17 protein-coding genes are annotated in these 12,571 nt (G+C 57.4%); 8 read left to right on the top strand and 9 right to left on the bottom strand.

Annotated elements, in window-relative coordinates; all coding sequences use genetic code 11:
- The first annotated feature begins 52 nt into the window (after positions 1 to 52).
- The 4 genes from ispH to rnhA are packed head-to-tail and all read left to right on the top strand — an operon-like array spanning position 53 to position 2,528.
- Complete coding sequence (gene ispH / locus CLV88_RS17560) at positions 53 to 1,006, top strand: 4-hydroxy-3-methylbut-2-enyl diphosphate reductase (RefSeq protein WP_106609715.1); 954 nt, start codon at positions 53 to 55, stop codon at positions 1,004 to 1,006.
- The gene (locus CLV88_RS17555) at positions 1,003 to 1,464 is read left to right on the top strand and encodes a DUF3429 domain-containing protein (RefSeq protein ID WP_106609714.1); all 462 of its coding nucleotides are present in this window, start codon (positions 1,003 to 1,005) and stop codon (positions 1,462 to 1,464) included. Before ispH ends, CLV88_RS17555 begins: the two co-directional genes overlap by 4 nt.
- A gap of 16 nt (positions 1,465 to 1,480) precedes the next feature.
- The gene (locus tag CLV88_RS17550) at positions 1,481 to 2,080 is read left to right on the top strand and encodes a class I SAM-dependent methyltransferase (RefSeq protein WP_106609713.1); all 600 of its coding nucleotides are present in this window, start codon (positions 1,481 to 1,483) and stop codon (positions 2,078 to 2,080) included.
- Entirely contained in the window at positions 2,073 to 2,528 is a 456-nt protein-coding gene (gene rnhA, locus CLV88_RS17545) for a ribonuclease HI (RefSeq protein WP_106609712.1), read from the top strand. The genes CLV88_RS17550 and rnhA overlap by 8 nt, the downstream gene beginning before the upstream one ends.
- Positions 2,529 to 2,604: 76 nt before the next feature.
- Here the strand turns inward: rnhA and CLV88_RS17540 are convergent, their stop codons facing one another.
- From CLV88_RS17540 to def (CLV88_RS17510), 7 genes are all read right to left on the bottom strand, one after another.
- A complete protein-coding gene (locus CLV88_RS17540) occupies positions 2,605 to 3,366 on the bottom strand; it encodes a class I SAM-dependent methyltransferase (RefSeq protein ID WP_106609711.1) in 762 nt (253 codons plus the stop codon).
- A gap of 41 nt (positions 3,367 to 3,407) precedes the next feature.
- Positions 3,408 to 4,418, bottom strand: a complete 1,011-nt coding sequence (locus CLV88_RS17535; RefSeq protein ID WP_106609710.1) for a glycosyltransferase family 2 protein — start codon at positions 4,416 to 4,418, stop codon at positions 3,408 to 3,410.
- A gap of 137 nt (positions 4,419 to 4,555) precedes the next feature.
- Positions 4,556 to 4,792, bottom strand: a complete 237-nt coding sequence (locus tag CLV88_RS17530; RefSeq protein ID WP_106609709.1) for a hypothetical protein — start codon at positions 4,790 to 4,792, stop codon at positions 4,556 to 4,558.
- Positions 4,793 to 4,796: 4 nt separating this feature from the next.
- Complete coding sequence (fmt, locus tag CLV88_RS17525; RefSeq protein WP_106609708.1) at positions 4,797 to 5,708, bottom strand: methionyl-tRNA formyltransferase; 912 nt, start codon at positions 5,706 to 5,708, stop codon at positions 4,797 to 4,799.
- Positions 5,709 to 5,727: 19 nt separating this feature from the next.
- On the bottom strand, positions 5,728 to 6,222 hold the full coding sequence (gene def, locus CLV88_RS17520; protein ID WP_106609707.1) for a peptide deformylase: 495 nt from the start codon (positions 6,220 to 6,222) through the stop codon (positions 5,728 to 5,730).
- On the bottom strand, positions 6,219 to 6,713 hold the full coding sequence (def, locus tag CLV88_RS17515; RefSeq protein WP_106609706.1) for a peptide deformylase: 495 nt from the start codon (positions 6,711 to 6,713) through the stop codon (positions 6,219 to 6,221). The genes def (CLV88_RS17520) and def (CLV88_RS17515) overlap by 4 nt, the downstream gene beginning before the upstream one ends.
- Positions 6,710 to 7,222 carry a peptide deformylase gene (gene def, locus CLV88_RS17510; RefSeq protein ID WP_106609773.1) on the bottom strand — a complete coding sequence of 171 codons (513 nt, stop codon included), beginning with the start codon at positions 7,220 to 7,222 and terminating at the stop codon, positions 6,710 to 6,712. The genes def (CLV88_RS17515) and def (CLV88_RS17510) overlap by 4 nt, the downstream gene beginning before the upstream one ends.
- 148 nt (positions 7,223 to 7,370) lie before the next feature.
- On the opposite strand from def (CLV88_RS17510), the gene CLV88_RS17505 reads away from it, so the two are divergent.
- Positions 7,371 to 8,552, top strand: a complete 1,182-nt coding sequence (locus CLV88_RS17505) for a MalY/PatB family protein (protein WP_106609705.1) — start codon at positions 7,371 to 7,373, stop codon at positions 8,550 to 8,552.
- 106 nt (positions 8,553 to 8,658) lie between these two features.
- Here CLV88_RS17505 and CLV88_RS17500 read toward each other — a convergent pair whose 3' ends face one another.
- The gene (locus tag CLV88_RS17500; protein WP_106609772.1) at positions 8,659 to 9,009 is read right to left on the bottom strand and encodes a hypothetical protein; all 351 of its coding nucleotides are present in this window, start codon (positions 9,007 to 9,009) and stop codon (positions 8,659 to 8,661) included.
- A gap of 171 nt (positions 9,010 to 9,180) precedes the next feature.
- Here CLV88_RS17500 and CLV88_RS17495 point away from each other — a divergent pair, with 171 nt between their 5' ends.
- Positions 9,181 to 10,155: a glutathione S-transferase family protein gene (locus tag CLV88_RS17495; protein ID WP_106609704.1), complete on the top strand. Its 975-nt coding sequence runs from the start codon at positions 9,181 to 9,183 to the stop codon at positions 10,153 to 10,155.
- A 5-nt stretch (positions 10,156 to 10,160) separates the two neighbouring features.
- On the opposite strand, the gene CLV88_RS17490 is transcribed toward CLV88_RS17495, so the two are convergent.
- A complete protein-coding gene (locus CLV88_RS17490) occupies positions 10,161 to 10,562 on the bottom strand; it encodes a hypothetical protein (RefSeq protein WP_423827742.1) in 402 nt (133 codons plus the stop codon).
- Positions 10,563 to 10,690: 128 nt separating this feature from the next.
- Here CLV88_RS17490 and CLV88_RS17485 point away from each other — a divergent pair, with 128 nt between their 5' ends.
- Together CLV88_RS17485 and cbiB are read left to right on the top strand one after the other, a co-directional pair.
- On the top strand, positions 10,691 to 11,644 hold the full coding sequence (locus CLV88_RS17485) for a threonine-phosphate decarboxylase (RefSeq protein WP_106609703.1): 954 nt from the start codon (positions 10,691 to 10,693) through the stop codon (positions 11,642 to 11,644).
- Positions 11,641 to 12,549 (top strand): adenosylcobinamide-phosphate synthase CbiB, encoded by a 909-nt coding sequence (gene cbiB / locus CLV88_RS17480; protein WP_106609702.1) that lies wholly within the window; start codon positions 11,641 to 11,643, stop codon positions 12,547 to 12,549. The genes CLV88_RS17485 and cbiB overlap by 4 nt, the downstream gene beginning before the upstream one ends.
- Positions 12,550 to 12,571: the final 22 nt, after the last annotated feature.

Genomic DNA, 12,571 nt, shown 5'->3' with positions numbered 1-12,571 from the left:
ACCGGCACCACACAAATGCTTACCTATGCCTCAAACCCATTTTGAGGCACGCATGACCAAGCCCCCTTTGACAATCCACCTTGCCGCGCCACGCGGTTTTTGCGCGGGCGTCGACCGCGCCATCAAGATCGTTGAGATGGCACTCGCAAAATGGGGCGCCCCCGTTTATGTCCGCCACGAAATCGTGCACAATAAGTTTGTCGTAGACGGGCTGCGCGAAAAGGGCGCGGTGTTTGTCGAAGAGTTGGACGAGTGTCCAACAGACCGACCTGTGATTTTCTCAGCACACGGTGTTCCCAAGGCTGTGCCAGCCGAAGCCCAACGACGCGAGATGATTTACGTGGATGCCACCTGTCCGCTGGTCAGCAAGGTTCATATCGAAGCAGAACGCCACGCAGATGCCGGATTGCAGATCATTATGATCGGCCACGAAGGCCACCCGGAAACCGTGGGCACTATGGGTCAGCTGCCTGATGGAGAGGTTTTGCTGGTCGAAACCGAGGCTGACGTGGCGACCATCGACGTGCGCGATCCGGAAAAACTGGCATTTGTCACACAGACAACGTTATCAGTGGATGACACGATTGGCATTGTCGCGGCGCTGAACGCGCGCTTTCCCAAGATTGTCGGCCCCCATAAAGAAGACATCTGTTACGCCACCACCAACCGGCAAGAGGCCGTCAAGGCCATCGCGCCGGATGTAGACGCGATACTGGTTGTCGGCGCGCCGAATTCGTCAAACTCACGTCGTCTGGTCGAAGTGGGCGCCAAAAATGGCTGCGCCTATTCGCAGCTGGTTCAACGCAGCGGCGACATTGACTGGCGCGCGCTGGACGGCGTGCGCATCATCGGCATCACAGCGGGCGCAAGCGCGCCTGAGGTTCTGGTGAATGAGGTGATCGACGCGTTCCGCGCGCGGTACGATGTGACTGTCGATGTAGTGGAAACCGCCGTGGAGCGGGTTAATTTCAAAGTGCCGCGCGTCCTGAGGGACGTGCCGGTATGAGCATCGTAAGGCACATCCCCACCGCGCCGCTTGTTTTGGGGCTGGCCGGGCTGGTCCCCTTTGTGTGGGGCGCTGTGACCATATTGAATCCTGCCCTGGCCGACTGGGGCGCGAGTGCTTTAGGACCACGCTTTGTGGGGCCATATATCCAGCTATTCTACGGGTCGGTCATTCTATCGTTTATGTCTGGTGTGCTTTGGGGGTTTGCCACCAAGACCAAAGGCACACGCGCCGCCATGGGGTACGCGCTGTCGGTGATCCCTGCCCTTTGGGCCTTTTTCATGACCGGCGGTGGCCCGGTCAGCGCCGCAACCAACCTGATGTTCGGTTTCGCCGGGCTATTGCTGTTGGATTACGCTTTTTCACAATGGGGATTGGCGCCGCGCTGGTGGATGCGGCTGCGCCTGATCCTGACAGCGGTGGTTGTCAGCTGCCTAGCTATCACCATCGTGTATTAGACCAAAGGAACAGGCCATGACGGACAAAGAGACGCTGGATGTTTATGCCGGGGCAGCACGGCAATATGCGGACGGGTTTGCCAAGCCTGCGGACAAGTTTCACGACCCAGACTTCGACGCCTTTGTCAGTGCGCTGCCTGAGGGTGGGCATGTACTTGATCTGGGATGCGGCCCCGGACATTGGGCGGCGCGATTTGCCAATCACGGGTTTCTGGTCAGCGCAACGGATGCATCCCCTGAAATGGCTGCACTGGCAAAGGACGATTTTGGGATAGATGCGACCGTCGCGACATTTGATGATCTGGTGGCAAAAGGCGTTTATGATGGGATCTGGGCAAATTTCAGCCTGTTGCACGCCCCGCGAGCAGCTTTTCCAGGGTATCTGGCCCGCGTTTACACCGCTTTGAAACCCGGTGGGGTTTTCCATATCGGTATGAAGCTGGGCGAGGCCGAAGGGCGGGATTCGCTGGGTCGGTTTTACGCCTATTACGGCGAAGACGAGTTGAAGTCGCTGCTGGGTGAAGCTGGTTTCAAAGTTACGCGCTCAAGACGCGGAAATGGCAAAGGTTTGGCTGGTGGCGAGGAGACATATGTCATAGTCACCGCACATGCCTGATTTGTTTGCTTATACCGATGGTGCCTGCTCTGGAAATCCCGGCCCCGGGGGCTGGGGTGTGCTGATGCGCGCAATGGACGGGGACGCCATATTAAAGGAACGCGAGCTCTCTGGAGGAGCGGCGGGAACGACCAATAACCAGATGGAACTGATGGCCGCCATCATGGCATTGGAAACGTTGGAGCGGGCGACGACCATTACCGTGGTGACCGACAGCGCCTATGTCAAAGACGGCATCACCAAATGGGTGCATGGCTGGAAACGTAACGGCTGGAAATCAGCCTCTAAGAAGCCGGTCAAGAATGAAGAGCTGTGGAAGCGATTGGACGCGGCTCAGGCACGGCACATCGTCACTTGGGAATGGGTCAAGGGCCACGCCGGGCACCCCGAAAACGAGCGTGCCGACGAATTGGCCCGCGCGGGTATGGCACCGTTCAAAAAGAAATAGCTGGGCTGCGCCGTGGCCTGGAAGCGTTTGTGCCACCGCCGGCATTTGAGCCAGCGATAGCAAACTCTTTAGCACTTTACTCTGCCGCGATTGACGTGTCGCTCTCGGCCCAGCGCTGAGTATAGTCGCTCTGGTACACCTTTTCGCCTTCGCCTGCCCCGCTGAGCGGTTTTCGCACAGCGTAGGTCAGGATCACCGGCCCTTCGGGCAGCTTGCCCTTCAGACGCGGACGTACCCCGGTTTCATTGGGGTTTGAGGTGGTCACGACACGGCGAGCAAACATTGGCAGCATCGGTTGCAGCGCACATTGCAGCACTTCGTAACCGAGTGTTTTCTCCCAAAAACCGTAAACCATTTCCGGGGTGATTTGATAAAACCCGTGGTTTATCCAGTTGTTACAAGGCGAATGACCAATCAACACGCCGCCCGGCTTTAGCATCTTGTTGATGTTGCGATAGGCCGTGGGCAGGTCAAAAACATGCTCACAAGTACCGCCATCATAGACAACATCGAACCGGTTCATAAGGTCTTCTGGCAATTCTCCGGCGAGGTCTTGAACAATGGTGGCGTTTTCAAATTCCGACACATCCATGCTGTCCACTTTGTCAAAGCCGATTTTTTCAAAAAACGTTTCGGAGTAGATGTCCTCTGCGTTTTTGAGATCGGCTTCGGTCAGGCCCGGATAATATTCAGCCAGCGTTTCGTCGAACAATGCCGAAGAGCGTTTGCGACGTTTGCCAATCCAGCGTTGGCGACCGAGCATAACAAAGTTGCCACTCAGTTCATGTTCCTTGACCACATCCATGATGCGCACGGCGAGCGTGTCGGAAATTGCCATTTCTTTCCCCCAAACCTTTTACAAAGTGAATGATCGGGCCGTCAGGCGGCCTGATCCAGTTCGTAACGCTTGGCCAGATTGGCCAGAAAATTCTTAGCCAATGGCTGGCGGCGGGCGCGTTGGGCGCGATCCTGAGCCCATTCCACAGCCTTGAAGTGGTTCTTGGCGACCGCCTCGTCCCGCAGGAGCAATTCCTTGATCTTGAGAGCTTTGCCAAACTGTTGCGCAAGGGTGGTATCTTCGACATCATTCTTGTCAAATTTGCGCCAGTAACCGAGATCAATCTTGCCTTTGACGTGGTTGGCCCTTCCGCGGCGTTGCTTATTGAGAAAGCTGTCCATCGAGCGTAGCGCATAGTGATTTAGCTGGGCCACATCATAGCCATAGCCTGTGCGCACATGCAGGCCGCCTTTGACGTGACGATCATCCAAACGCGTGCCATCGGGTGTGACCCAATTGATCGGCTCGTGGTCCTGCTGAATAAACGGGCGGTGAACGCCCATGCGGTTGAATTTGGTCTTGTCGTTTTTAAACAGTGTCTTGAAGAAACGATGCTCGTTTTCGGCACCTTCGGCAGGCTGGGTGCGGGTGAACTGCAATGGAACGGGAGTGTCGACCATGTCCTGCACACCGTCATTGCCAAAGATGCGCCAAACCAGCGAAATCGCGTCGACATCCGGGAAGGCGTTGATCAGCGCGCCGAACGTTCCGTCGCCCACATTGATTTGAAGATACTCGTCCACATCGACCACCAGGATCCAATCGGCCTCGCGCACGACAGGTTCCTGTTCCGCCCACATGAGCGCGCTTTTGTGCGGCCCTCGTCGCATCACGCGGTTAAAGCGGTGATGGACTTCGCCCATGCGGTTGAGATTGCGCAGGATCATGTCTGTCTGATCGCTACAGTCGTTTGTGTAAACAACGATATCCGTCGCTCCTAGTGCCCGATAATGCGCCACCCAGTCGAGGATGTAAGGCCCCTCGTCTTTCATGGTGGTCACAACGGTCACTTTTGGCGCGGCGGAGTCGCCTCCAAATCCGAACAATGCCACTGGTCTGCTGCCTCATATATATAGTGCGGCTCATTTGACGGCCGCGATTGTGAGGTCAGCTTAGCAAGAGGTGGGGTAGTTCGTCTACAAATTTAGTCAATTTTTCAGGGGTGTGCCCCACAGGACTCGGTTCGCATTCACTTGCGATAATGCGTTGGCACGATGATCAAGGCACCAATGGCAGAGATGATCGCGTTCATGCCCGGACTGCCAAAGCCGATGTGGAACAATCGCGAAATCATGAAAAATAGAAATGCTCCGCCGATGCAGATGATGATCGAAGGGATATAGCCGTTGTGGGTAAACCCGGTTCGCTCGGATGCGTAACCGATGATACCGGCAATGATGACCGTACCAAAGAATGCAAAGAACATGCCGCTACTCCTGAAGCTGGCGACCGGGGAGCAAAGGAAAGCCCCGCAGAAAGGTCTCTGCATCCTGCGCGCCTTTGCCCGCGCGTTGCAAGGTCAGAAGCTGAACCGCCCCGGAACCGCAAGCGATGGTGAGCGTATCATCCAGCACTGTCCCAGGCGCCCCGCCCCTGTCAACAAGACGTGAGGAAAGCAGTTTCACACGCTGGCCGTCGATCTCGGTCCAGGCACCGGGGAACGGCGAAAGGCCGCGAATTTTTCGATCAACCTCAACCGCAGGCGCGGACCAGTCGATATGCGCCTCAGATTTGTCGATCTTGTGCGCATAGGTAACACCCTCGCCGGGCTGTGGTTCGGGGACAAGCGTTTCGAGCTGGTTCAACGTTTCAACGATGAGTGATGCACCCATATCCGAGAGGCGGTCGTGCAGCTGGGCGGTGGTCTCCTCCGCCCGGATGGGTGTCTTTGATCGCATTAACACCGGGCCAGTATCGAGCCCGGCCTCCATCTGCATGATGCAGATACCCGTATCAGGATCGCCCGCCATGATGGCGCGATGGATTGGCGCCGCCCCGCGCCAACGTGGCAACAGGCTGGCATGGATATTGAGGCACCCTTGCTTGGGCGCATCAAGTACGACTTGGGGCAGGATCAGACCGTAAGCGACGACCACGGCGACATCTGAACCCAACGCAGAGAAGTCGCCTTGCGCATCAGGTGTCTTGAGAGACGTGGGATGGCGTACGGTCAGGCCCAGCGCCTCGGCGCGGGCGTGCACCGGTGTTGGCCGGTCTTTCTTGCCACGCCCGGCTGGCCGTGGCGGCTGACAATAGACGGCCACAATGTCATGCCCCGCATCCACCAGCGCGTCGAGCACTGGAACGGAAAAATCCGGGGTTCCCATAAAGACAATGCGCATAAGGCAGATCCTTTGCCGGTTAACGGAGCTTGCGCGCCTTTTTGATCAGCATGTCGCGTTTGGTTTTGGACAGATGATCAAAGAACATTTTACCGTTGATATGGTCAATCTGATGCTGCACCGAAGTGGCCCAGAGGCCCACGTAATCCCTGCGGTCAATCATGCCATCTTCGTTCAGAAAGCGCACGGTCACAGCACGGGGGCGTTTGATCTTGGCCGACACACCGGGCAGGTTCGGGCTGGCTTCTTCATGCTCGCGATCCTCGATCGAAGCGTGCAGAATTTCGGGATTGGCCATCCGCACCGCCGCGCCGCGCGTATCCGAGGCATCAACCACGATCAGGCGGTGCATCTCGCCAATCTGATTGGCGCCCATGCCGACACCGGGCATCGCCTCCATTGTGTCGACCAGATCGTCCCAGATACGGCGCACATCGTCGGTGATTTCCGAAATTGGCGCAGCGGGTGTGCGCAGGCGTTTATCAGGCCATTGCAGGCATTTGCGAACGGTCATTGTGGCCCTTTATATTCGGCCAGCAGGGCGGCCTTGTCTTGTGATGAAAGATGATCGAGCGTTATGCGCCCATCAAGATGGTCGATCTCGTGTTGGATACATCGCGCCTCGAACCCGTCAAAATCACGCATATGCATGTCGCCACGTGCATCACGCCACGCAAGTGTGATCGCGACAGGGCGTTCGACTGGCACCATCAGGCCGGGGATCGACAGGCACCCTTCTTCGAGCACGTCGACACGTTGCTCACGTACCGTGATGACCGGGTCAAGAAACGCCTCTGGGGTGGGATCGCCACTTTTCCAGCCGACATCCATGACAAAAATGCGCCTCAGCACACCGACTTGTGGTGCAGCAAGGCCGCGTCCCTTGGCGGCATAAAGCGTGTCAAACATGTCGGCGACCAGCGCTTCGTGATCCGCTTCACCAACTGGGGCGCAAGGCTGCGACAGGCGTGGGTCTGGCCAGAACACAAGCGGCAGAACGCTCATCCGCGAGCCAGCTCGCGCTTTAGCTTTTGGGATTTTCGGGTCATCATCTGGCGTTTCATTGGTCCGAGATAGTCAATGAACAGCTTGCCGTTGAGGTGATCAATCTCGTGCTGCGCACAAGTCGCCCAAAGGCCATCGAAGTCTTTTTCCCGTGGGTTGCCGTCGATATCGATCCAGCCGACGCGTACCTCGGCCGGGCGGGTGACTTCGGCAAATTGATCGGGGATCGACAGGCAACCTTCCTCGTAAACATTGGTCTCGTCCGCGTGACTCAGAACCTCGGGATTGAACATCACAGTAGGTTCCGGATCGCCGTCTTTGACGCAATCCAGCACGATCAGGCGCTCTAATACGCCGACCTGAGGCGCGGCAAGGCCGATGCCCGGCGCGTCATACATGGTCGCTAGCATATCCTTGGCCAAAGCACGGCGTTCATCTGTCAAATCATCAACAGCGTCGCAGATTTTCTTGAGCCGGGGATCGGGGTGAATAAGAATAGGTTTGATCATGCGCTTCATCTAGGACAAGCGCGCGTTTGGTGCAACCGGGGCGGTTGGATATCCTGTTGGGCAAATCACGTTCAGTTAGGGTTGCACCCACGCGCAAGCGCGGTAACGTGCGTTTTGGACCCACTTTCGGCCCATGACGGAGACCTGCATGACCACCTTTGACTTTGACACCATCATCGAACGCCGCGGCACCAACTCAACCAAATGGGATAAGATGCAGCGGCTCTATGGTGTGCCCGCCGAAGACGGGTTGGCGATGTGGACAGCCGACTCGGATTACCAGACCGCGCCTTGTGTCATTGACGCCGTCAAGCAGGCGGCAGAGCGGGGCGTTTTTGGCTATAGCTGGGATCACCCGGAGTATAAGGCAGCCGTGCAATGGTGGATGGCCAACCGGCACAACTGGGACATTGATACAGATTGGATTTTGACCTCACAGGGCCTTGGCAATGCAATTGCCATGTCAATTACGACATGGGCGGCACCGGGCGAAGGGGTCGTGATTTTCTCGCCCGTATATCACGAGTTTGCCCACAAGACCAAAAAGTGCGGGCGGCGGTTGGTCGAGATACCACTGGTGCGCGATGGCGAGACCTATGTGATAGATTTTGACGACGCTCAGAGACGCCTGTCGGGAGACGAGCGGGTCCTGCTCTGGTGCTCGCCGCAGAACCCGTCAGGCCGGGTTTGGACATCAGAGGAGCTGCGCGCTGTGGCGGAGTTTGCCGAGCGCAATGATCTTATTCTGGTGTCGGATGAGGTGCATCACGATCTGGTCTATGCCGGCAATACGTTTGTGCCCATGGATGTGGCCGCCCCCGAATACCGCCATCGCACCGTAACGCTGGTGGCGGCGTCCAAGACGTTTAATATCGCCGGGCAGCGCACGGGCGCGATGATTATTCCCGACAACGCGTTGCGAGCAACAATGAAACAAACCCAGCAGTCGCTGGATTATAGCCCCTCATCGCTTGGGATCGACATGATTACAGCGGCATATTCCCCCGCCGGCGCGGCTTGGGTGGATGCGCAAATGGCGCATCTGGACGGCAATCGACGGCTGTTTGACGAGGCGATGAACTCCATTCCTGGTGTTTGGTCGATGCCATTGCAGTCGACCTACCTGGCGTGGGTGGATTTTGCGGGCACTGGTATGAGTTATGACGAGATCAACGCCCGCTTTAGGGACGGTGCGCGGATCGCGGCATCGTCCGGTCCGGGATTTGGCGCTGGCGGTGAATTGTGCCAGCGTGTAAATCTGGCGACACAGCGGTCACGGGTGGCCGAAGCCGCAGAAAGGCTCAAGGCGGCGTTTTCGGATCTCCAATAAGGAAATGCTCCCGCCCCTATGGCGCATGGCAAAGCCATGCCCCTGCGGGTTGGGCGTGGCGCGCCGTTGGCGCGCGGTTCTGTCTTTTTGTCGCGCCGGGCGATTATCAGGATTGAGGAATCAGCCCAGCAGGCACGAACTCATCCAGCTCAAAATCCACCGGAGCATGATCCGTGGCTGGTGTCGCCCGCTTGAATTCATAGCGCATTTCACCGCTTTCCTCTTCGGATGCAACGATCAGGCATTGCAGAAAATGCCGCCCACCATCATACAGGTCCACCAGCCCGCGCAGATGCGGCGCGTCTTCGACATCGAGCGTAAAGCCATCCTCCTGAAAGCGGATAACGCGAAAGCTTTGCCCGTCGGCTTCGACGCGAATCTTGTTGCGACGACGGCGATCTTTCTTGCGTGCGGCATCCAGGCCTGCCTGAACTTCTGGTGGGATATACGTGGACATGCGGCGCTCCATTCCTGACCGTAGGGTTCCGCTCATTATGGATTCGGTCAAGTCAACATTTCATGAAACAGTCCACCATGTGCATCAGCGCGCAACTCCTTTGCGCAGTGTTGCGTTTTCTCCCCAGTCAGGGAGACCTAAATAGGGTGGGTAACAAGCGGGAGCGTGACAATGGGACATATGCTGGACGGCAACTGGGTGAAACACCCGATCGACACCAAGGAAACGGGCGGTAAATTCGTGCGCTCGGCGGCGCAGTTTCGCAATTGGATCACTGCAGACGGTAGCGCCGGCCCCAGTGGGCGCGATGGATTTAAAGCGGAAAGCGGCCGCTATCACCTCTATGTTTCTAACGCCTGCCCATGGGCCCACCGCACGATGATTTTCCGCGCACTTAAAGGGCTGGAGCAGCACGTCAGCGTGTCGGTCGTACATCCGGACATGATGGATGACGGCTGGACATTCAAAACCGCTGACAAAGGCGCATCAGGAGATACACTTTATGGGCACGAGTTTGCGTACAAACTCTATTCCCACGCGGACCCCGACTATTCCGGCCGGGTGACGGTGCCGATCTTGTGGGACAAACAGAACGAGACCATCGTGTCGAACGAGAGTTCCGAGATTATCCGCATGTTCAACAGTGCCTTTGACGGGATCACAGGAAATATACTCGATTACTGGCCGGAAGCGATGCGCGACGCTATCGAAGAGGTGAATGAACGCATTTATCACACGTTGAACAACGGGGTGTACAAAAGCGGGTTCTCGTCAACGCAGGAAGCGTATGAAGACGCGGTCTATCCGCTGTTTGACACTTTAGACTGGCTGGAGGCGCGATTGTCGACCAATCGCTACCTGATGGGTGATATTCTGACAGAGGCAGATTGGAGGCTATTTACAACGCTGATCCGGTTTGATCCGGTGTATCATTTGCATTTCAAATGCAATCGACGTCGGATCGTGGATTATCCCAATCTATGGGGCCTTACGCGCGAACTGTATCAGATACCAGGCGTGCGCGAGACGGTGAACCTGGATCATATCGTACGCCACTATCACTATAGCCACGAGAGCATCAATCCAAACCGGATTATTCCGATCAACCCAGTGCTGGACTACGACGCCCCGCACGGACGCGGATAAGCACTTTAACCTGTGCCGTAATGTTCGACCATCGCCGCCAGATCATCTGGCGGCGTACCAGTTGGCACAAATGCGCAAGCGTTAGCACAATGGTTGAAGATCGAGCCGTCGGAAAAGAAACCGGTATTGGTGACAAAGATCACCTTGACCGACGGGTGGCGATAGCTGGCGTAATCCGAAAGCGCGAGTGCCGCGCCCTTTTCCAACACCAAATCCAAAACCATCACATTATAATCCGCTGCCTCAAGAGCTGCGAGTGCGTCGGCCTCTGACAAGACCAGATCGGCGTCTACACCCAAACGCTGCATGTGACGTTGCCACAAGCCGCCGAGCTCCGCTTGATTTTCCACGATCAACGCGCGCATGATCCCCCCTGCCGTGGTCTTGGCAAATTGCGCTAAATTCATAAGAAATTGCTGATGTCACGAGTTTCCTAACGAAAGGTTAACATGCCATTAACGGTTGGGGATTCCGGCGGTGTCTTGCCAAGAACGTGAATTTCGGCTTCAACGCCGTGAACCTTGGGAGAGCGCAAATGACAATCGCGTCACTGATTAACCAGAACACGCGTGATCATGGCGGTGGTGTGGACGCGGCCGTTGCCAGATGGGGTGGATCGCGCGACGCTTGGCTTGATCTTTCGACCGGGATAAACCCTGTACCTTATCCAGTGCGCCACGTGCCAACTACCGTTTGGGCCGAGCTGCCCGACAAGGGCGCACAAGCGGTTTTGGTGGACGCGGCACGCGCCTTTTGGAATGTGCCCGAAGACATGGGTGTCTTGGCTGCCCCCGGCGCGTCAGCATTGATTGCGCGCATCCCAGCGTTAACCAAGCGCGGAACGGTGGATATCCCCAAACCCACCTACAACGAACACACTGCGGCCTTTCTGGCGCAAGGCTGGACCGTGGGCGACCCGGCAAATGCGCGAGTGCTGGTGCATCCGAACAACCCCACTGGTCGGCTATGGGCGCGCGACGATCTGAACGCCCCTTTAACGGTGATTGATGAAAGCTTTTGCGATGTTTGTCCAAACGAGAGCTTTGTCAGTGACGGAGTTGTACCGGGACGTTTGATCCTCAAAAGCTTTGGCAAATTCTGGGGGCTGGCGGGGTTGCGGCTGGGATTTCTGCTGGGCGATCCCGAATTGATTGCGCGGATGGCCGACATGACGGGGCCATGGGCGGTATCCGGACCTGCATTGCAGATTGGGGCGGCGGCCTTGACTGATCCGTCGTGGGCGCAAACTACGCGGGCGCGGCTGCAATCGGATGGCGACCGGCTGGATGCGCTGATGACAAACGCAGGCGGCACATTGGCTGGGGGGACATCCTTGTTCCGTCTCTACGACGTGGATGACGCTACACAATGGCAGAACCGATTGGCCCAGCACCATGTCTGGAGCCGCATCTTTCCGTATTCAAAGACATTTCTCCGGCTTGGCCTGCCCGCACCGGGACGCTGGAACCAGCTTGAGGCAGCGCTATGAACACGGCGTGTATTCTGATCTGGGCAATGCTTTTGGATGCCGCCTTGGGAGAGCCGAACTGGGCATGGAAACGTGTGCCCCACCCGGCGGTCCTGATGGGTCGCGCGATTGGCTGGGCGGAGAAACGGCTCAACAAGGGCGGCAGGCGCCGTGCGAGCGGTGTGTTTCTAATACTGGCGCTGGTGCTGGGCGCGTGGGGGTTGGGGCGGTTCGTGTCCGCCTTGGGATGGTTGCCGGAAATGCTGTTGGTTGCAGCTTTGCTCGCACAGCGCGCGCTGGTAGATCATGTCCGCGCTGTGGGTGACGCGTTGCGCCTTTCGCTAGGGGATGGTCGCATGATGGTTGCGCGGATCGTCAGCCGGGACACAAAGGCAATGGACCAAAGTGCAGTGGCACGGTCCGCCATCGAGTCTGGCGCAGAAAACCTGTCGGACGGGATCATTGCGCCTGCGTTTTGGTACTTGATCGGCGGATTGCCGGGGGTGTTGATCTACAAGATCGTCAACACCGGCGACAGCATGATTGGATACAAAAACGAGCGCTATGCCGCCTTTGGCTGGGCCGCTGCCCGGCTGGATGATGTGCTCAACCTGATCCCTGCACGGCTGACCGCGCTGCTGATAGCCGCGACCCATTCCGGGCTGCATGGTTGGCGCGCCATTCGGGCGGACGCCAAATTGCACCGCTCACCAAACGCGGGCTGGCCCGAGTCCGCGATGGCGCGAGCGATCAATGCGGCCATCGCCGGACCACGCGCCTATGACGGCAAAATGCGGGACTTTCCTTTCGTAAATCCGCACGGACGCCGGGATTTGGGGCCGCAAGACATCGACGCCTGCTGCACCGCGCTTTGGCGCAGCTGGGGCGCATTCCTCGCAATTGTGATTGTGATTTCACTGTTCTGAACCCTGTCCGGGCCTTGCTCTA

The sequence above is a fragment of the Shimia abyssi genome (assembly GCF_003014475.1).
GTDB classification, from domain to species: Bacteria; Pseudomonadota; Alphaproteobacteria; order Rhodobacterales; family Rhodobacteraceae; genus Shimia; species Shimia abyssi.
The sequence above is the reverse complement of the archived record's forward strand: the minus strand, read 5'-3'. Positions and strand labels throughout refer to the sequence as shown.

Excerpts from the sequence above, each read along its gene's own strand:
- ispH (WP_106609715.1), top strand. The coding sequence starts at position 53 with ATGACCAAGCCCCCTTTGACAATCCACCTTGCCGCGCCACGCGGTTTT.
- CLV88_RS17555 (WP_106609714.1), top strand. The coding sequence starts at position 1,003 with ATGAGCATCGTAAGGCACATCCCCACCGCGCCGCTTGTTTTGGGGCTG.
- CLV88_RS17550 (WP_106609713.1), top strand. The coding sequence starts at position 1,481 with ATGACGGACAAAGAGACGCTGGATGTTTATGCCGGGGCAGCACGGCAA.
- rnhA (WP_106609712.1), top strand. The coding sequence starts at position 2,073 with ATGCCTGATTTGTTTGCTTATACCGATGGTGCCTGCTCTGGAAATCCC.
- CLV88_RS17540 (WP_106609711.1), bottom strand. The coding sequence starts at position 3,366 with ATGGCAATTTCCGACACGCTCGCCGTGCGCATCATGGATGTGGTCAAG.
- CLV88_RS17530 (WP_106609709.1), bottom strand. The coding sequence starts at position 4,792 with ATGTTCTTTGCATTCTTTGGTACGGTCATCATTGCCGGTATCATCGGT.
- fmt (WP_106609708.1), bottom strand. The coding sequence starts at position 5,708 with ATGCGCATTGTCTTTATGGGAACCCCGGATTTTTCCGTTCCAGTGCTC.
- def (WP_106609707.1), bottom strand. The coding sequence starts at position 6,222 with ATGACCGTTCGCAAATGCCTGCAATGGCCTGATAAACGCCTGCGCACA.
- def (WP_106609706.1), bottom strand. The coding sequence starts at position 6,713 with ATGAGCGTTCTGCCGCTTGTGTTCTGGCCAGACCCACGCCTGTCGCAG.
- def (WP_106609773.1), bottom strand. The coding sequence starts at position 7,222 with ATGATCAAACCTATTCTTATTCACCCCGATCCCCGGCTCAAGAAAATC.
- CLV88_RS17505 (WP_106609705.1), top strand. The coding sequence starts at position 7,371 with ATGACCACCTTTGACTTTGACACCATCATCGAACGCCGCGGCACCAAC.
- CLV88_RS17500 (WP_106609772.1), bottom strand. The coding sequence starts at position 9,009 with ATGTCCACGTATATCCCACCAGAAGTTCAGGCAGGCCTGGATGCCGCA.
- CLV88_RS17495 (WP_106609704.1), top strand. The coding sequence starts at position 9,181 with ATGGGACATATGCTGGACGGCAACTGGGTGAAACACCCGATCGACACC.
- CLV88_RS17490 (WP_423827742.1), bottom strand. The coding sequence starts at position 10,562 with ATGAATTTAGCGCAATTTGCCAAGACCACGGCAGGGGGGATCATGCGC.
- CLV88_RS17485 (WP_106609703.1), top strand. The coding sequence starts at position 10,691 with ATGACAATCGCGTCACTGATTAACCAGAACACGCGTGATCATGGCGGT.
- cbiB (WP_106609702.1), top strand. The coding sequence starts at position 11,641 with ATGAACACGGCGTGTATTCTGATCTGGGCAATGCTTTTGGATGCCGCC.